The sequence below is a fragment of the Actinoallomurus sp. NBC_01490 genome, assembly GCF_036227085.1.
GTDB lineage: Bacteria > Actinomycetota > Actinomycetes > Streptosporangiales > Streptosporangiaceae > Actinoallomurus > Actinoallomurus oryzae.
Genome location: NZ_CP109433.1, coordinates 3,175,598 through 3,190,769, shown reverse-complemented (window position 1 = coordinate 3,190,769; position 15,172 = coordinate 3,175,598). Strand labels below are relative to the sequence as shown.

Below are 15,172 nucleotides of genomic sequence, written 5' to 3'. Positions count from 1 at the left end.
TACGGGGAGACGCGGACATGAACGACTACTACCTGCTCGGCCGGTCCGGGCTACGGGTGAGCCGGCTGGCGCTGGGCACCATGAACTTCGGCACCGGCGGCTTCCACGCGGCGTACGGGAAGACCGAGGCGGAGGCCGAGCCCATCTTCCGGCGCTACCTGGAGGCCGGGGGCAACTTCATCGACACGGCGGACTTCTACACCGCCGGGGAGAGCGAGACCATCCTCGGCCGGCTGATCGCGTCCGCCGGGGTGCGCGACCGGCTCGTGCTGACCAGCAAGTTCACCAACACCACCGATCCGGCCGACCCCAACGCCAGCGGCAACGGCCGCAAGCACATGATCCGTTCGGTGGAGGCCTCGCTGCGCCGGCTCGGCACCGACTACCTCGACCTGTACCTGCTCCACACCTGGGACCGGATCACTCCGGTCGAGGAGGTCGTGCGCACCTTCGACGACCTGGTTCGCGCCGGCAAGATCCGGTACGCCGGCCTGTCCGACGTACCGGCCTGGTACGCCGCCCGGGCGCAGAGCTTCGCCGAGGCGCACGCCCTGACCCCGATGATCAACCTGCAGCTGCCCTACTCGCTCGTCGCGCGGGACATCGAGCCGGAGTTCGTGCCGATGGCACAGTCGCTGGGGCTGGGGCTCACCGCGTGGAGCCCGATCGGCGGCGGGCTGCTCACCGGCAAGTACCGGCGCGGTACGGACGGCCTGGCCGGCGAGGGGCGGTTCACCAAGGGTGGAGACCACCGGCCGGTCGGCGACCGCGACTGGCAGGTGGTCGAGGAGCTGGAACGCGTGGCCGCCGAACTGGGCCGGAGCATGGCCCAGGTGGCGATCAACTGGGTGGCCACCCAGCCCGCCGTCGGGTCGGTGATCATCGGTGCGAGCAGCCCTGAGCAGCTCGACGGCAACCTCACCGCGCTCGACTTCGAGATCCCGCCGGAGGCCCGCCACCGGCTCGACCAGGCCGGCGCCCCGCCGCGAGGGTCGGTCTACTCGATGTTCACCCCCGAGTACCAGTCGTGGGTGGTGAGCCCGGGACTGGGCATCGGCGACAAGCCGGCCGGATACACGCCGCCGACGTGGAACGGCGCCGCCCGGCCGGTCGGCTGACGCCGCAGCCGGTCGGTGCCGTATGACCCAGGCGGCGGGGCCCTGTCGCCGACGGTCGTCACTCCGCGAGCGACTCGATGCAGATGCGCAGGGCCGTGGCGAGCTGCTCGCGCTGCGCGGGGCTGAGCGCGGCCAGCATCCGGTCCTCGACGGCGTCCGCCGCACCGTGGCAGGCCTCCAGCGTCTCGCGGCCGTCGGCGGTCAGCTCCGCCTGCAGGATGCGGCCGTGGCCGGGGTGCGGACGGCGGCTCACCCAGCGGCGCTGTTCGAGGTCGCGCAGGACCTGGTTCATGGTCTGCGGGGTGACGAAGGCGCGGCGGGCGAGATCGGCGTTCGACAGCCCCGGCTCCTCGTCCAGGGCGGTCAGCACGGCGTACTGGGGGATCGTCACGCCGTGCTCGCGCAGCTCGCCGGTGAGTGCCGTGTTCAGCGCGCCCTGGGCGCGTTTGAGCAGGTACCCGGGGCGGCCGGTGGAGTTCGGGGCGGCCAAAGGAGCCCTCCCTTGCCAAGTATCAGGTTACCTGACATAGTATCAGGCAACCTGATACTACTCGAGGAGAAGTGATCATGGCTGTCACCGGACCTGACTTCGTCGCACTCCAGGTACGCGACCTGGAGGCGTCCGCGCGCTTCTACACCGAGCGGCTGGGGCTGACCCGCGCGGCCGTCTCACCGCCGGGGGCCGTGGTGTTCGCCACCGAGCCGGTCCCCTTCGCCGTCCGCGAGCCCCTGGTCGACCTGGACGCGACCGACCGGCTGGGCTGGGGCGTGGCGCTGTGGCTGAAGGCCGACGACGTCGACAAGCTGCACGACGACCTGGTGAGCCACGGCGTCACCGTCGTGACCGCACCGTTCGACGGCCCGTTCGGCCGGACCTTCGCGTTCGCCGACCCCGACGGATACGTCGTGACGCTCCATGGCTGAGGAGTTCACGCTGACCGCGCGGGGGCCGTTCTCGCTGGCGGCCGGCACCCGGTTCCTGGAGGGCTTCACCCCGGCCGGGTTCACCGGAAAGGCGGACGAGCCGCTGGAACTGGCGTTCCCCGTGGAGGGCGACGGGCGGACGGCCGGCGTGCGCGTGCGCGAGCACGCGCACGGCGTCACCGCCGAGATCGTGAGCCCGGCGGCCCCGGCGCCCGGCCTGGCCGCGGCCATCCGCTCCCAGGTGACCCGGATCCTTTCGCTCGACGTGGACGGGGCCGGGTTCCCGGCCGTCGGCGACCGCGACCCGGTGGTGGCCGGGCTCCAGCGCCGGTATCCGGGTCTTCGCCCGATCGGCTTCTGGTCGCCGTACGAGGCCGCCGCCTGGGCCGTCATCGGGCAGCGCATCCGCGTCCGGCAGGCCGCCGCGATCAAGTCCCGCATGGCGAGGGAACTCGGCGAGCCGGTCTCGTTCGGCGAACGCGTGGTGCACGCCTTCCCCTCACCGCAGCGCCTGGCCGGGCTCGACGGCTTCGCCGGACTGTCCGGCCGCAAACCCGAATGGCTGCGCTCGGTCGCCCGCGCCGCCCTCGACGGCCACCTGGACGCCACGCACCTGCGCGCCCTGCCCCGCGACGAAGCCCTCGCCGAGCTGACCCGGCTGCCGGGCATCGGGGACTTCTCCGCCGAACTCATCCTGCTGCGCGGCGCCGGCGACCCGGACCGCATCCCCCTCCACGAAGGGCGGCTCCCCCGCGCCGTCGCCCTCGCCTACGGCCTGCCCGAACCACCCTCCGCCGAGGAACTACAGCGCCTCAGCCAGAGCTGGAAGCCCTACCGCACCTGGGTCACCCTGCTGCTCCGCGCCCAGCTGGAGGACGAGACCGGCGAGATCTCCGGAACAGGGCGGGCGGTCTCCGCATCGATGAGTCCGGGCGCGGCCTGGTCAGCCGGCCAGGGGTACTCGTAGCGTCTCTCGGTGCGCTCGGTTCGCGGCCATCAGTTCGTCGAGGGCGTCGCGCGTGTGGATGAGGTCGGTGATGTGCGCGGAGAGCCGGTCTCGCTCCTGCGCCATCCGTTCCAGGGCGGCGTCGGAGTGCTCCTCGCTGGGCGCGTCGACGCAGGGCAGGAGTTCGACGATGGTGCGGCTGGACAGGCCCGCGGCGTACAGGCGCTGGATGAACGCGACCCGCTCGACCTCCTCATCCGTGTAGTGCCGCTGTCCGCTGGCGCTGCGGGTGCTGGTGATCAGGCCCTGCTCTTCGTAGTAGCGCAGGGACCGGACGCTGACTCCGGTCCGTGACGCGAGTTCGCCGATGCGCACGTCGCCCCTCCCGCTGTGACCTGCGGCACAGTGCTTGCCTCTGACATTGATGTGAGCTTTTAGCGTAGCCGCCGTACGGGAGATCCACGGACGTCTGGAGGATGACATGACGACCCTTTTCGACGGCTATCGGCTCGGTGACCTGGCGCTGCCCAACCGGGTGGTGATGGCGCCGATGACGCGGGTACGGGCGGCCGCCGGCGGGCTGGCGACACCGTCGATGGCGGCCTACTACGCGCAGCGGGCGACGGCCGGACTGATCATTTCCGAGGGCGTACAGCCGAGCCTGGTCGGGCAGTCCAACCCGGGTACGCCGGGGCTGTACACCGACGAGCAGGTCGCCGCGTGGCGTCCGGTGACCGCCGCCGTGCACGCCAACGGCGGTCGGATCTTCGCCCAGATCATGCACGGCGGCCGGGTCTCGCACCCCGACACCACCGGTTCGCGGCCGGTCGGGCCCTCGGCCGTCCCGGCCGTCGGCGAGGTGTTCACTCCGGGTGGCCCCCGGCCCGCACCGACGCCGCGCGCCCTGGACACCGCCGAGGTACCCGAACACGCCGAGTCGTACGCCCGGGCCGCCCGGCGCGCCGTCGAGGCCGGCTTCGACGGCGTTGAGCTGCACGGCGCCAACGGCTATCTGATCTCGCAGTTCCTCTCGTCGAACGCCAACCTGCGCACGGACCGGTACGGAGGATCGGTGAGCAACCGGATCCGGTTCGCCGTCGAGGCGGTGTCCGCGACCGTCGCGGCCGTCGGCGGGGCCCGGACCGGCATCCGCCTCTCTCCAGGCGGGACCTTCTGGGGCGTGGAGGAGACCGAAGTCCCCGAGCTGTACGGCGCGCTGCTGACCGAGCTCGCCCGCCTCGACCTCGCCTACGTCCATCTCGAGGCCACCACCGGCGAAGACGTGCTGGTGGACCTGCGCCGCGCGTGGCCGGGCACCCTCATCATGAACCCGGTGCTCCCCATGGGCCCCAAGCAGACCGGGCGGACCGAGGCCGACCACTGGCTCGCGCTGGGCGCCGACCTCATCAGCTTCGGCCGCGGCTTCCTCGCCAACCCCGACCTGGTCGAGCGGCTGCGCACCGGGCTCCCGATCGCCCCCGTCGACGAGGCCACGTACTACCAGGGCGGCGACGCGGGCTACCTGACCTACCCGGCCTATCAGTACACGGCCTGATGCCGCGCGGCACCGGAAGGTCCATTTTCGGCACTTCTGGCGCAGAATATAAATAGAGCCCGTAATCGGGCCATTACTCGACTACGGGACCCCTCCCGGCCCATCGTGCGTAACATACGCGGCCATACCACGGTTTGGTCTATGTCGGGTTTTCGGATTGCGGGAGGCGGCCATGAGCTACGGGCAGGACTCCGCCATACGCCTGGTGCGCGCGTTCCTCGACCGCCCGGGCGAAGGTCGCCTCCCCGAGAGCCGCAGGCTCCCGGTGCTGTACTTCACCGGTCCGCACCACATCGGCAAGACCACGCTGCTCACGACGCTCGCGTCCAGGCTGCGGGGCAATATTCCACACGCACTCCTCGACTGTGCCGCGGACAAGACGCTGACCACGCAGACGATACTCGTCAGGCTCGCCCTGGGCCTGAACGAGAAATGCGGATTGTACGGCCGGCTGCCCTTTCCTCGCTTTGCGGCCGCCTTGATCGCCATACGCACTCCGGTGAGCGACATCCCCGGCACGGCCCACCGTGAAATGACGGCGGCGCTGGCGAAGGCGCGGGGCATCACCCGGATCCGCGGGATCCTGACCGATGCGGTGCCCGACCTGACCCCGACGACGAGGTTCCCGGGCCTGAAGACCATTCTCCGGCTCGGGCTCGGGTTGCTGATCGATCTACTGCTGCTCGTACCGTCGGCACGCAAGGTGCTGCTCGGCCGTGGCGTCGCGTGGCACGGCGTCAAGAACACCGACCCGGTCGACCGGCTCGTGAGCATGAGCCAGTCCGCCCACGCGAGGGTTCCGGATCGCGCGGCACTCGACGAGATCCTGCTGGGAGCCTTCCTGGCCGACCTGCGCGACGCCTTCCACGTACGCAGGCGGGCCGTCCGCCGCGTACTGAACTGCGTGGTCCTCCTGGACAATGCCGACGCCGAGGCGGGCAAGGAGTTCCTGCGGCAGCTCGCCAAGGAGCGCGGGAAGGAGGACGCGGGTCCCGACCCGATGACCGTGGTGGCCACCGTGCTGCCGAGCGCGGGCGAATCGCCGTTCCAGGCCGACGACGAAAGGCTCCCTCCGGTCGGGCCGATCGAGCCGTATCTCCGTCGTCCTCGGCTGGCGATCTGGCTTCGCAACCTCACCGAGTCCCAGGTCGGGCAGATGGTGGCGGGAAAGGGAGCGCTGCCGATCGTCGGGATGAGCCCGCCCGCACACGTCCGGCGGGTCCTGTACCAGTTCGCCGAGGGGCATCCGTGGGCCACGGACGTCCTGGTCGACAAGCTCCGCGACCGGCCCGAGCAGCCGCTCTCCGAAGTCCTGGACGACGCTCTGACCGCACAGCTGCGTGATCAACTGCTCGACGGGTTCTCGACGGCGCACGTCAAGGTTCTGACCACCTGCGCGGCGGCGCGGGACGTGGGAGAGATGAACCGGCTGGAGGGCCTGGTCGAACCGAATGACCTGGCGGTGGTCCACGATCGGTGGTCCCTGCTGCACACGTCCGGTGATGCCGCCGTCCTTCAGCCGGTGCTGCGACACCTCCTGCTGCGCGAGCTGGCCGATCGCGACGACGACAGCGCGGACGGCTGGCCGCGGGTGTTCACCTGGCTGCGCGAGCGGACGGGCCACGACGAGGTCGCCCGGCACTACCACGCGCTGGCCCTCGGCGAGGTCGAGTCGGTCGTCGGGTGGCTCGTCGACCGGCTCGGCGATCCCGCCCAGCGACCGGAGAACCTCGACGCCGGCCCCTGGCTGGCGGCCCTGGAGGCCATCACCGCCGCGCCCGTACGGAACCCGCCCGCGCGGTCTCCCCACAAGAAGGTGGACACGTCGTGGGCCGGGCCGTGGGACTCCCGTCCCGCACGGGTGGCCTACCTCGTCTCCGGTCTCCAACTCGCCGGCGATCCCCTGACCGGCCTCGACCGCGGCAAACTGCACAAAGAGATCGCCGGAGCCTACATGGCACTCCGCGGGGCCGCGCCCTCCGGACGCGACGTCTTCGAGCCCGAGGCGCAACGACACGAGGAGCTGGCGCGGGAATGGCCGGCGTCAAAGGACACGGAACGATGACCGACATCAGCTTCGACCCCTGGCAGACGAACCGGGGAAGGCGACTCCGCAGGCGGCGGAACGCCCGCCGCGTCGTCGCCGTCCTCGCCGCGGCGGTCATCGTCGCGGTGACGATCTGGCACCACTTCACGCAACCCATCACGTGCTCGACCGGAGTGCTACGCCTCGACGCGGAGTGCGTGGGCGTCTCGTACGAAAAAGCCTTCGCGCCCGCGGGCCAGGACGTGCTGGAAAAGGTCAGGAACGCGATCAAGGCGGAGAACGACTGGGTCGACGGGCAGGGCGGCAGGCCGGTCACGGTCGCGTTCCTCGGCCCGCTGACCGACATCGACCCGAACGGCCTCACCGGCGGACGTATCGTTCATGAGATCGAGGGCGCGTACATCGCCCAGCACCAGCTCAACCACGGTCCGCTCGGCACCGGCCAGCGACGGATCAAGCTCACGCTCGCCAACGAGGGACACGGCGAACGCCACTGGAAGGCGGCCGTCGACCAACTCGTCGCGATGACCGACGACGACGCCCCGCTGGAGGCGGTGATCGGCCTGGTCCTCAGCCAGAAGGAGACCGCACAGGCCGCACTGGAGCTGTCGAAGAAGCACGTTCCGGTCATCGGCGACATCATCACGGCCGACGGCCTCGACGCGACCGGCGCGGTGGTCGGCCGGCCGCTCGACTACCTGGCGCGCGTGGCCATCCCGAACGACCAGCAGATCCACGCCATCGCCGACTACCTCGCGAAGTACCGCAAGGATCTGCGCACCGCGGTGATGCTGACCGACCTCAACGGCAGCGACATGTACAACACCTCGCTCCGCAAGGACTTCGAGAAGTACCTGGGCGAGTACTGGGCTCGCGGCGGGCACGCCGACGACCCGTTCATCGGCGCCGGTGACATCCAGAAGGACATCCCCGGCGCGGTGCGGGACTTCTGCGGGCCGAACCGCGCCGACATGGTCATGTTCGCGGGCCGGGCGAACGCGCTGAACCAGTTCATCAGCGACCTTCGGGCGTACCAGACGCAACAGGGCCAGAGCTGCAAGGTCCGGCCACTTACCATCGTGACCGGCTCGGACGCGGCGGTCTTCTCCGACGGCAAGGCCGAGCCCGCCGACCGGTCGGGCCACCCGAGCGCGAGCCGCTTCACCGTCCTCTACGTGCCACTGGCCGACCCGAACGTCCTGAAGAGGACCAACCCGCGACCGTGGTCGGCGTTCGCCACCGAGTTCACCCGCCGAACGCCGGGCGACTCGCCCAAGACCGTCTTCTCCGCCTCGGACCTGAACGACGGCTGGGGCATCGCGGCCCACGACGCCATGATGACGGCCGGGTCGGCGATCCGCCAGGCCGACTCCGACAGCGCCGGAGCACCGCCCAAGCGCGAGGACATCCGCGTCAGCCTCCGCCAGTTCCAGCTGGGCCGCCAGATCACCGGCGCGGTCACCCTGACCAACCTGGACCGGAACGGCAACCCGAAGCCCACCACCGCACCCGTCGTACTACAGATCCAACGCTGACCCCGCGGATCCCGGCATGGCCGCCCAGCCGCCGTGAGCGCACTGCACCGTAAGACCTTTGAATTACTTCAAAATTACCGGGTAGTCTTTCAGCGTGAGCACCACACAGGTCCCCTTCTCGGAGCTGATCCAAAAGCCGAAGGCCACCGTCGCCAAGCTGGAGCGGGCGAAGCGCGGGCAGCTGCGCCTCGCCCGCCGCGACGGCGAGGATCTTGTCCTGGAGTCCGCGCGCCATGCCGAGGACACCGAAGCCGCGATGTCCGCGACCACGCGCCTGTTCGTCTCCTTGATGAAAAGGGACGACGGCGCGCGTGCCCTCCTCACGGCCCTACCGGACGTCTTCCCCTGGGTCAGGTTCCTGCCCGCCGAGGACGTGCGAGGCTTCCTGGTCGAGCTGGTCGAGACCGCGAACGCGTGCGCCGACCTCGACTCGATGGCGCCGCTGCGACCAGTGATCGACGCGTGGAAGGACACCGCGTTGATTCACGCGGATCCCGAGCTACGCGACCAGCTGAAGCAGCCCTTGGACGGTGCCGACTACGGCCCGGTGACGATTGAGGACGCATGAGCCCGAAACGCAGGGACCGCGTCGCCCCGCCACCGGTCGGAGACGAATGGGACGTCCGGTTCGGCACGACGGAAGCCGCGAAGGACTGGCCGGAGCTCGAAAAGCAAGCAGCGACGAACGTTCGTGACGCCTTCGAGCTGATGCGGTCGAACCCGCGCCCCCCTGAGGACACACGGCACAAGCGGCTCCGTGGCGAGCTCGCGTTTCGTGATCACGGCGGCCGCCGGTTAGAACAGTGGCAGATCGAGGTCACCTCCGGTGGACGGATCTTCTACCTGGTCGACGACGTCGAGCGGACGGTGTGGGTGGTCTATGCCTCGTGTCGGCATCCGAAGAAGACCGAGTAGCTCGCGATGGCCCGCCTACCACTCGGCGTGTCACCACACGGTCGGATGCCGCTCTACCGCCGGGTCAGCGGTCGAGCGGCCGGTGGACCGGCTTTCGATGGGACCGCGCGGGTCAGAGCCAGCCGTTGCGTTCGGCGATGTGGACGGCTTCGGCGCGGGTGGTGGCGTTGGTCTTGCTGATGGCGGAGGAGAGGTGGTTGCGGACGGTGCCGCCGGACAGGTGGAGGGCGGCGGCGATGTCCGCGACCGTGGCGCCCTCGGAGGCGGCCTGGAGGACTTCGCGTTCGCGTTCGGTCAGGGGGTCGGGGCCGCTGGCGCGGGACTGGGCGGCCAGGACGGGGTCGACGACGCGCAGGCCTGAGTGGACCCGGCGGATCGCGTCGGCCAGGTGCTCGGGCGGTGCGTCCTTGACCACGAAACCGGCGGCGCCGGCGGCCATCGCGCGGGTGTAGTAGCCGGGGCGGCCGAACGTCGTGCACATGACGACGCGGCAGGCCGGCAGTGCGTCCCGCAGCTCGGCGGCCACGGTGAGGCCGTCGGCCCCGGGCATCTGCACGTCGAGCAGGGCCACGTCCGGCCGGGTGCGCCGGGCGGCGGGCAGCACCTCATCGCCGGTCCCCACCTCGGCGACCACCTCCAGGTCGCGCTCCAGGCCGAGCATCGCGGCCATCGCGCCCCGGACCAGCGCCTGGTCGTCGGCCAGCAGCACGCGGATCACGTCTCGGCCTCCTGCGGCACCGTGGCCGCGAGGCGGAAGCCGCCGCCGGTGAGCGGCCCGGCATCGAGGCGGGCTCCCACGGTGGCCAGGCGTTCGGTGAGGCCGGTGAGGCCGGTGCCGGGCCGGGGCGGGGCGGTGGCCGTGCCGTCGTCACGGATCTCGATGAAGGTGGGACCGATGCGGACCTCGCAGGCGCCGGCGCCGCTGTGACGGATCACGTTGGTGACGCCTTCGCGGAGCACGTGGGCGAAGGGTTCACGCAGGTCCGCGCGTACATCGTCGGCGGACAGCGGCAGGCGCGCACCGATGCCCGCGCCGCGCAGAGCGGACCGGGCACCGGCCAGCTCGGCGGTCAGCGACGCCCGGCGGTACCCGGACACGGTCGCGCGGATCTCCTCCAGCGTGTCCCGGGACAGCCGCTCGGCGTCGCGGATCTCGGCGACGGCCCGCGCATGCTCCGCGCCGCTCTCCAGCACGCGCCGTGCCAGGGCGGTCTTGACGGTGATCGTGGTGAGGCTGTGCCCGAGCACGTCGTGCAGGTCGCGGGCCACGCGGGCGCGCTCGGCGGCCACGCTCAGCGTGGCGATCTCGTCGCGGGCGGCGCGCAGTTCGGCGACCGTACGGCTGAGCTGGTTGATGCCGGTCAGCACGTACGCGACGAACATGAGCAGCAGCGCGACGTCCCAGCTCGGCGTGCCGCGAAGCCACCAGCTCAGCGCCACCTCGATGACCGCGACCAGGGTGCCGATGACGCGGGTCCACAGCGGCGGGAGTAGTACGACCGAGGCGATGATCGGGTACGCCAGCACCCCGAGCCCGCGTGGGTCCGCGACGAGCACCGCGAACGCGGCCGCGGCCAGGTACAGGCCGGCGAGCATGGCGAGCCGCGCGGGCGGGCCGGTGCGCCGCCCGGCGTACACCGCCGCCAGGAACCCGCCGGCGATCAGCACGCCGTCGACCAGCATCAGGGGCCGGTGCGGGGTGTGTCCGTAGCGCGCTCCGGCCACCGTCGTCCCCAGCCCCACCAGCGCCGCCACCGGCCCGAGCATCCGCCGGATCGGCCGCCGTGACCCGGGCGGATCCGCGTACGCCGGCCACGCGGTCGGCTCCGGCCCGTCCTGCATGGCGATGAGTTTACGTAGCCCCCACCCTCCGCCCACGCTCGCGCCGTCGTGCGTCATCGGAGGACCCGGGACAGGTACGCGGGGAGTTCGGGGCCGGAGGTGGGAGCGATCAGGCCGATGTACCCGTCCGGGCGGATCACGACGGTGGTGCCGGGCCGGACGCCGAAAGCGCCGCGGACCGTGCCATCGGGATCGTCGTGACCGGTGCCGCGAGTGTAGGCAGGCGGCGTCGTGACGTAGACCTGTCGTTCCCGGTCGAAGGAGAGCGAGGTGAAGCCGGGGGCGCGGTAGAGGTCGTACAGGTGGATCCGGTCGCCCCGAGGTGTCGTGAGGACGCCGTCGGGGGCCGGATCGCCGGCCCTGACCCGGGTACGGCGGCTCGCCTGCACGCTGAGCGGCCCGTCGTGGTACGTCGGATGGTCGTCGCGACCGCCGGCGCGCATGCGTGACAGGAGAGGGCCGATCAGATGGCGCACGACCGGGCGGAGGACGCGGGGCGGGGTGACCGCCGAGGAGAGACCGCGGTCGCTGGCGTCCAGGGCGGCCTGCCCGGCGGGCCGGCGTTCGGCCTCGTAGGTGTCCAGCAGGCCGGGCGCGGCCCGGTCCCGCACGGCCAGGTCGAGCTTCCAGCCGAGGTTGTACGCGTCCTGGATGCCGGTGTTCATGCCGTACGCCCCGAACGGGCTGTGCACGTGTGCGGCGTCGCCGGCCAGGAAGGCCCGGCCGGAGCGGTACCGGTCGGCGAGCCGCAGGTTGTACCGCCACACCGACAGCCAGGTCGGCGTGCCCAACCGGATGTCGTCGCGGCCGCTCTGCTCGGCGACCAGGCGCGTCAGCTCCCCCACGGACGGCTCCACGGTCCGCCCGGGCGCGATCGACGTGACGACCTGGCTCGTCGCGGCGCCGGGCCAGGGCCGTACCGCCATCATCCGCCGCGCCCCCAGCCACAGGTGCACGGCGTCGCGCGGTTCCAGCCCGTGCACCTCGACGTCGGCCAGCAGCGCCCGCATGTCCTCCTCGGTACGGCCGGGGAAGCCGATGCCGAGCAGTTTCCGCACCGTGCTGCCGCCGCCGTCGCAGCCGACCAGGTATGCGGCGCGCAGTGTCTCCTCCTCGCCATCCGTGGCGATGGTCGCGGTGACGCCGTCCGCGTCCTGGTCCAGGCCGGTGAGGCACGAACCGAAGCGCACCGACTCGCCCAGCTCGGCGAGCCGGGCGCGCAGGATGGCCTCGGTGCGCGACTGGGGCAGCGAGACCGGGCCGGGGTACGGCGTGTCCGCGGTCGGCGCGGCGGGCTCGCTGCGGCCGGTGTAGATCGGGTCGGTGCCGAGGTAGACGCGCAGGTGGGTGTCGGCCCGTGCCGCCTGGATGACGGTGTCGGCGATGCCGAGCGCGTCGAAGACGGCCAGCGTACGCGGCTTGACGCCGAACCCGCGCGATCCTTCCCGCGGCCCGGGCGACCGGTCGATGATCCGGCAGGTGATGCCGCGTCGCACCAGGTCGCAGGCCAGGGTGAGCCCGGTCGGCCCGGCTCCGACGACCAGGACGCCGGTGTCCGTGCTCATCGCATCGCCCGCGCGGGAGCCGCCTGACGCCGCGTCTGGCGCACGTACGCCATGCTGCAGAGCACGGCCAGGCCGATCGCGGCGAGCTGCAGCCCGTGGGACAGGCCGACCATGACGTCCACCGGCAGGGTGTAGACGAGCACGATGCGCACGAGGGCCTCGGTGAGCAGGATGCCGCCCCAGATGAGGGACAGCGCGACGAGCCGGCTCCGGTATCCCGGGTCGTTCCGCCACCGCTCGTCGGCCTCGGCCTGCCGAGCCTCGGGCAGCATCCGCCTGGCCGCCGCGAACATCAGCGGCCGTCCGAGGACACAGCTGCCGAGGAAGGCCAGTCCGGCGACGCCGGTCGTGACGGAGTCCTTGGCCAGCGTGACACGGGGGTCGCCGGTGATCAGCGTGAGCACCAGCCCGATGCCGAACATGGCGCCCATCAGCGCGGCGAACCCGTCGAGCCGCCGGTCGCGAGCGGCGACGTACAGGATCCGCCCGAGTGAGACGGCGGTGGCCGCCGCGAGGGAGAGCAGAGCCGAGGCGCCGAACAGGTGCAGCGCGTAGTAGACGATGACGGGGGCGCCGATCTCCCAGATCAGCGCACGGACGACGTTGCGGGTGTCTCGCTTCTCGGTCATGTAGCGAGCGTCGCGTCGCACGGGCCACGGAACCCACGACAGATGTCATGGTTCGCGGCGAACGGCGAGACGGGAACGCTAGTGCGGCGACCGGACGGGGCCGGTCGACTCGCGTTGCAGCAGGCTGGGCTCGCAGACGATGCGGCGGCGGCGGGGCTTGCCGTCGATGGCGCCGATCATCACGCGGACGGCCGAGTGGACGATGCCCTCGATGTCCCAGTCGACGCTGGTCAGCGGCGGGGTGAGCAGCGCCGACATCGGATGGTTGTCGAAGCCGGCCACCGAGACGTCTTCCGGCACCGCCAGCCCCAGCTCGCGGGTCGCCGCGTAGACGCCGTAGCCGATCGAGTCGGAGAAGCAGAACACCGCGCTCGGCCGGGGGGTGCCGCCCAGGACGCCGAGGGCGACGTCCGTCGCCGCGCCCAGTGCCTGCGGTGAGGTGACCACGTCGACCTTGACGCCGAGCCGCTCGGCCTCGGCGTTGACGTGCACGTCGGCCGGGCGGTCGGGGGTGCGGGCCATCGTCGGGGTGAGCACCGCGATGTGCCGGTGGCCGAGGTCGTGCAGGTGCTCCAGGGCCGCGGTGACGCCGGCGCGGTTGTCGAAGACGACCTCGCCGTAGGCGTGGGCGCCGTGCAGCGAGTCGCCGATCGACACGATCGGCAGGCTCTCGCCCAGCTCGGCCCACAGCGACGCCGACGGGTCGACGGGCTGGACGATCAGTCCGTCGACCCGCTGGTCGCGCAGTTGCCGCGCCAGCATCAGCTCACGCTCGGGGTCGCCCGCGGCGTCGAGGATGATGGCGTAACGGTCACGGGCGAACAGCGCCCGGCCGATGCCCACGGCCAGCGACTGCTGCCACAGGTCTTCCAGGGAGCCGCAGAGCAGGCCCACCATGCCGCTGCGCCCGCTGGCGAGCGCCCGCGCGATCGGGTGGGCCTCGTAGCCGAGCTCCTCGGCGGCACGGCGGACCCGCTCCTGCGTCTCCTCTGATGTCTGGATGCCACGCAGCGCGTAGGACACGGCGGCCGGCGAAAGCCCGGTCGCCTTGGCCACCTCACGGATGGTCGCGCGCTTCCGCTGCTGCGTCACACTCCAACCCTATAGAGCGGGCCGGACAAGACTGAGGACGAAATCACCGTCCTCGTCGGTCCACCATCGGTCAATGCGCAGGCCGGCCGCTGTCGCCGACTCCTCCAGGCGCTCGCGGCGGAACTTCGCGGAGATCTCCGTACGCATCTCCTCCCCCGCCGCGAACTCCACGACCAGGTCCAGCGCGCCGATCCGTACGGTCTGGGCGCGGGTCGAGCGCAGCCGCATCTCGATCCGCTCCTCCGCGCCGTCCCAGATCGCGACGTGCTCGAAGCGCGACTCGACGAAGTCGGCGTCGAGCTCCCGGTTGATCACCCGCAGCACGTTGCGGTTGAAGTCCGCGGTCACCCCGCGCGCGTCGTCGTAGGCCCGTACGAGCCGGTGCGGCGCCTTGACCAGGTCGGCGCCGAGCAGCAGCGCGTCGTCCTCGCCCATCGTGGCGCGCAGCCCGGCGAGGAACGACACGCGTTCGGCCGGTGTCATGTTGCCGATCGTGCCGCCGAGGAAGGCGACCAGGCGTTTCGGCCCGCCGGGCATCTGGTGGAGGTGCCGCTCGTAGTCGGCGACGATCGGCTGTACCGACAGCGACGGGTACTCCGACGCGATCCGGCCGGCGGCGTCGGCGAGGAAGTCGCCGCTGACGTCGACCGGCACGTACGTCGTGAGCGTGCCGCCGAGCGCGTCGAGCAGCAGCCGGGTCTTCTCCCCCGATCCGGCCCCGAGTTCGAGCAGCGTACGGGCGCCGGTGAGCGCGGCGACGTCGGCCGCGCGCTCGGTGAGGATCGCGCGTTCGCGCCGGGTCGGGTAGTACTCCTCCAGCCTGGTGATCTCCTCGAACAGCTCGCTCCCCCGCTCGTCATAGAACCACTTGGGCGGCAGCGTCTTCGGGAACGCGGTCAGGCCGTCGGCGACGTCCTGCCGGAGCGACTTTCCAAGGTCGTCGGGCGTGAGATAGCTCTTCATGATCGGCACTGAGGATCTCCTCATCGAGTCATCGGTCAGAA

The 15,172-nt window shown here is 71.5% G+C and carries 16 protein-coding genes; 8 read left to right on the top strand and 8 right to left on the bottom strand.

What is annotated here, in order from left to right; translation table 11 throughout:
• Window positions 1–17: 17 nt before the first annotated feature.
• Window positions 18–1,118: an aldo/keto reductase gene (locus tag OG417_RS15370; protein WP_329255939.1), complete on the top strand. Its 1,101-nt coding sequence runs from the start codon at window positions 18–20 to the stop codon at window positions 1,116–1,118.
• Window positions 1,119–1,176: 58 nt separating this feature from the next.
• Here OG417_RS15370 and OG417_RS15365 read toward each other — a convergent pair whose 3' ends face one another.
• Window positions 1,177–1,608, bottom strand: coding sequence for a MarR family winged helix-turn-helix transcriptional regulator (locus OG417_RS15365; RefSeq protein ID WP_329255937.1), 432 nt, complete (start codon window positions 1,606–1,608; stop codon window positions 1,177–1,179).
• A gap of 77 nt (window positions 1,609–1,685) precedes the next feature.
• On the opposite strand from OG417_RS15365, the gene OG417_RS15360 reads away from it, so the two are divergent.
• Together OG417_RS15360 and OG417_RS15355 are read left to right on the top strand one after the other, a co-directional pair.
• The gene (locus OG417_RS15360) at window positions 1,686–2,042 is read left to right on the top strand and encodes a VOC family protein (RefSeq protein ID WP_329255934.1); all 357 of its coding nucleotides are present in this window, start codon (window positions 1,686–1,688) and stop codon (window positions 2,040–2,042) included.
• Window positions 2,035–3,009, top strand: coding sequence for a DNA-3-methyladenine glycosylase family protein (locus OG417_RS15355; protein WP_329255932.1), 975 nt, complete (start codon window positions 2,035–2,037; stop codon window positions 3,007–3,009). The genes OG417_RS15360 and OG417_RS15355 overlap by 8 nt, the downstream gene beginning before the upstream one ends.
• On the opposite strand, the gene OG417_RS15350 is transcribed toward OG417_RS15355, so the two are convergent.
• The gene (locus tag OG417_RS15350) at window positions 2,986–3,363 is read right to left on the bottom strand and encodes a MerR family transcriptional regulator (RefSeq protein ID WP_329255930.1); all 378 of its coding nucleotides are present in this window, start codon (window positions 3,361–3,363) and stop codon (window positions 2,986–2,988) included. The two genes, OG417_RS15355 and OG417_RS15350, sit on opposite strands and share 24 nt — an antisense overlap.
• Before the next feature lie 106 nt (window positions 3,364–3,469).
• Here OG417_RS15350 and OG417_RS15345 point away from each other — a divergent pair, with 106 nt between their 5' ends.
• The 5 genes from OG417_RS15345 (at window position 3,470) to OG417_RS15325 (ending at window position 9,040) form a co-directional block, all read left to right on the top strand.
• The gene (locus tag OG417_RS15345) at window positions 3,470–4,543 is read left to right on the top strand and encodes an alkene reductase (RefSeq protein ID WP_329255928.1); all 1,074 of its coding nucleotides are present in this window, start codon (window positions 3,470–3,472) and stop codon (window positions 4,541–4,543) included.
• Between the two features lie 172 nt (window positions 4,544–4,715).
• The gene (locus OG417_RS15340; protein ID WP_329255927.1) at window positions 4,716–6,608 is read left to right on the top strand and encodes a hypothetical protein; all 1,893 of its coding nucleotides are present in this window, start codon (window positions 4,716–4,718) and stop codon (window positions 6,606–6,608) included.
• Window positions 6,605–8,125, top strand: a complete 1,521-nt coding sequence (locus OG417_RS15335) for an ABC transporter substrate-binding protein (protein ID WP_329255926.1) — start codon at window positions 6,605–6,607, stop codon at window positions 8,123–8,125. Before OG417_RS15340 ends, OG417_RS15335 begins: the two co-directional genes overlap by 4 nt.
• A gap of 94 nt (window positions 8,126–8,219) precedes the next feature.
• Window positions 8,220–8,693: a hypothetical protein gene (locus tag OG417_RS15330; RefSeq protein WP_329255925.1), complete on the top strand. Its 474-nt coding sequence runs from the start codon at window positions 8,220–8,222 to the stop codon at window positions 8,691–8,693.
• A complete protein-coding gene (locus OG417_RS15325) occupies window positions 8,690–9,040 on the top strand; it encodes a type II toxin-antitoxin system RelE family toxin (RefSeq protein WP_329255923.1) in 351 nt (116 codons plus the stop codon). The genes OG417_RS15330 and OG417_RS15325 overlap by 4 nt, the downstream gene beginning before the upstream one ends.
• A 112-nt stretch (window positions 9,041–9,152) precedes the next feature.
• Here the strand turns inward: OG417_RS15325 and OG417_RS15320 are convergent, their stop codons facing one another.
• The 6 genes from OG417_RS15320 to egtD all read right to left on the bottom strand — a co-directional run bounded on the left by OG417_RS15320 (window position 9,153) and on the right by egtD (window position 15,131).
• On the bottom strand, window positions 9,153–9,758 hold the full coding sequence (locus tag OG417_RS15320; RefSeq protein ID WP_329255921.1) for a response regulator transcription factor: 606 nt from the start codon (window positions 9,756–9,758) through the stop codon (window positions 9,153–9,155).
• Window positions 9,755–10,882: a sensor histidine kinase gene (locus tag OG417_RS15315; protein WP_329255919.1), complete on the bottom strand. Its 1,128-nt coding sequence runs from the start codon at window positions 10,880–10,882 to the stop codon at window positions 9,755–9,757. The genes OG417_RS15320 and OG417_RS15315 overlap by 4 nt, the downstream gene beginning before the upstream one ends.
• A gap of 53 nt (window positions 10,883–10,935) precedes the next feature.
• Window positions 10,936–12,447, bottom strand: coding sequence for an FAD-dependent monooxygenase (locus tag OG417_RS15310; RefSeq protein ID WP_329255917.1), 1,512 nt, complete (start codon window positions 12,445–12,447; stop codon window positions 10,936–10,938).
• Window positions 12,444–13,076, bottom strand: a complete 633-nt coding sequence (locus OG417_RS15305; RefSeq protein WP_329255915.1) for a VC0807 family protein — start codon at window positions 13,074–13,076, stop codon at window positions 12,444–12,446. The genes OG417_RS15310 and OG417_RS15305 overlap by 4 nt, the downstream gene beginning before the upstream one ends.
• Before the next feature lie 78 nt (window positions 13,077–13,154).
• A complete protein-coding gene (locus OG417_RS15300; protein WP_329255913.1) occupies window positions 13,155–14,168 on the bottom strand; it encodes a LacI family DNA-binding transcriptional regulator in 1,014 nt (337 codons plus the stop codon).
• Window positions 14,169–14,177: 9 nt separating this feature from the next.
• Window positions 14,178–15,131 (bottom strand): L-histidine N(alpha)-methyltransferase, encoded by a 954-nt coding sequence (gene egtD, locus OG417_RS15295; RefSeq protein WP_329262307.1) that lies wholly within the window; start codon window positions 15,129–15,131, stop codon window positions 14,178–14,180.
• Between the last annotated feature and the right edge of the window lie 41 nt (window positions 15,132–15,172).

What these genes read in the sequence shown, in the direction of transcription:
- OG417_RS15370 (WP_329255939.1), top strand. Translation starts at nt 18, where the DNA reads ATGAACGACTACTACCTGCTCGGCCGGTCCGGGCTACGGGTGAGCCGG.
- OG417_RS15360 (WP_329255934.1), top strand. Translation starts at nt 1,686, where the DNA reads ATGGCTGTCACCGGACCTGACTTCGTCGCACTCCAGGTACGCGACCTG.
- OG417_RS15355 (WP_329255932.1), top strand. Translation starts at nt 2,035, where the DNA reads ATGGCTGAGGAGTTCACGCTGACCGCGCGGGGGCCGTTCTCGCTGGCG.
- OG417_RS15345 (WP_329255928.1), top strand. Translation starts at nt 3,470, where the DNA reads ATGACGACCCTTTTCGACGGCTATCGGCTCGGTGACCTGGCGCTGCCC.
- OG417_RS15340 (WP_329255927.1), top strand. Translation starts at nt 4,716, where the DNA reads ATGAGCTACGGGCAGGACTCCGCCATACGCCTGGTGCGCGCGTTCCTC.
- OG417_RS15335 (WP_329255926.1), top strand. Translation starts at nt 6,605, where the DNA reads ATGACCGACATCAGCTTCGACCCCTGGCAGACGAACCGGGGAAGGCGA.
- OG417_RS15325 (WP_329255923.1), top strand. Translation starts at nt 8,690, where the DNA reads ATGAGCCCGAAACGCAGGGACCGCGTCGCCCCGCCACCGGTCGGAGAC.
- OG417_RS15315 (WP_329255919.1), bottom strand. Translation starts at nt 10,882, where the DNA reads ATGCAGGACGGGCCGGAGCCGACCGCGTGGCCGGCGTACGCGGATCCG.
- OG417_RS15310 (WP_329255917.1), bottom strand. Translation starts at nt 12,447, where the DNA reads ATGAGCACGGACACCGGCGTCCTGGTCGTCGGAGCCGGGCCGACCGGG.
- OG417_RS15305 (WP_329255915.1), bottom strand. Translation starts at nt 13,076, where the DNA reads ATGACCGAGAAGCGAGACACCCGCAACGTCGTCCGTGCGCTGATCTGG.
- egtD (WP_329262307.1), bottom strand. Translation starts at nt 15,131, where the DNA reads ATGAAGAGCTATCTCACGCCCGACGACCTTGGAAAGTCGCTCCGGCAG.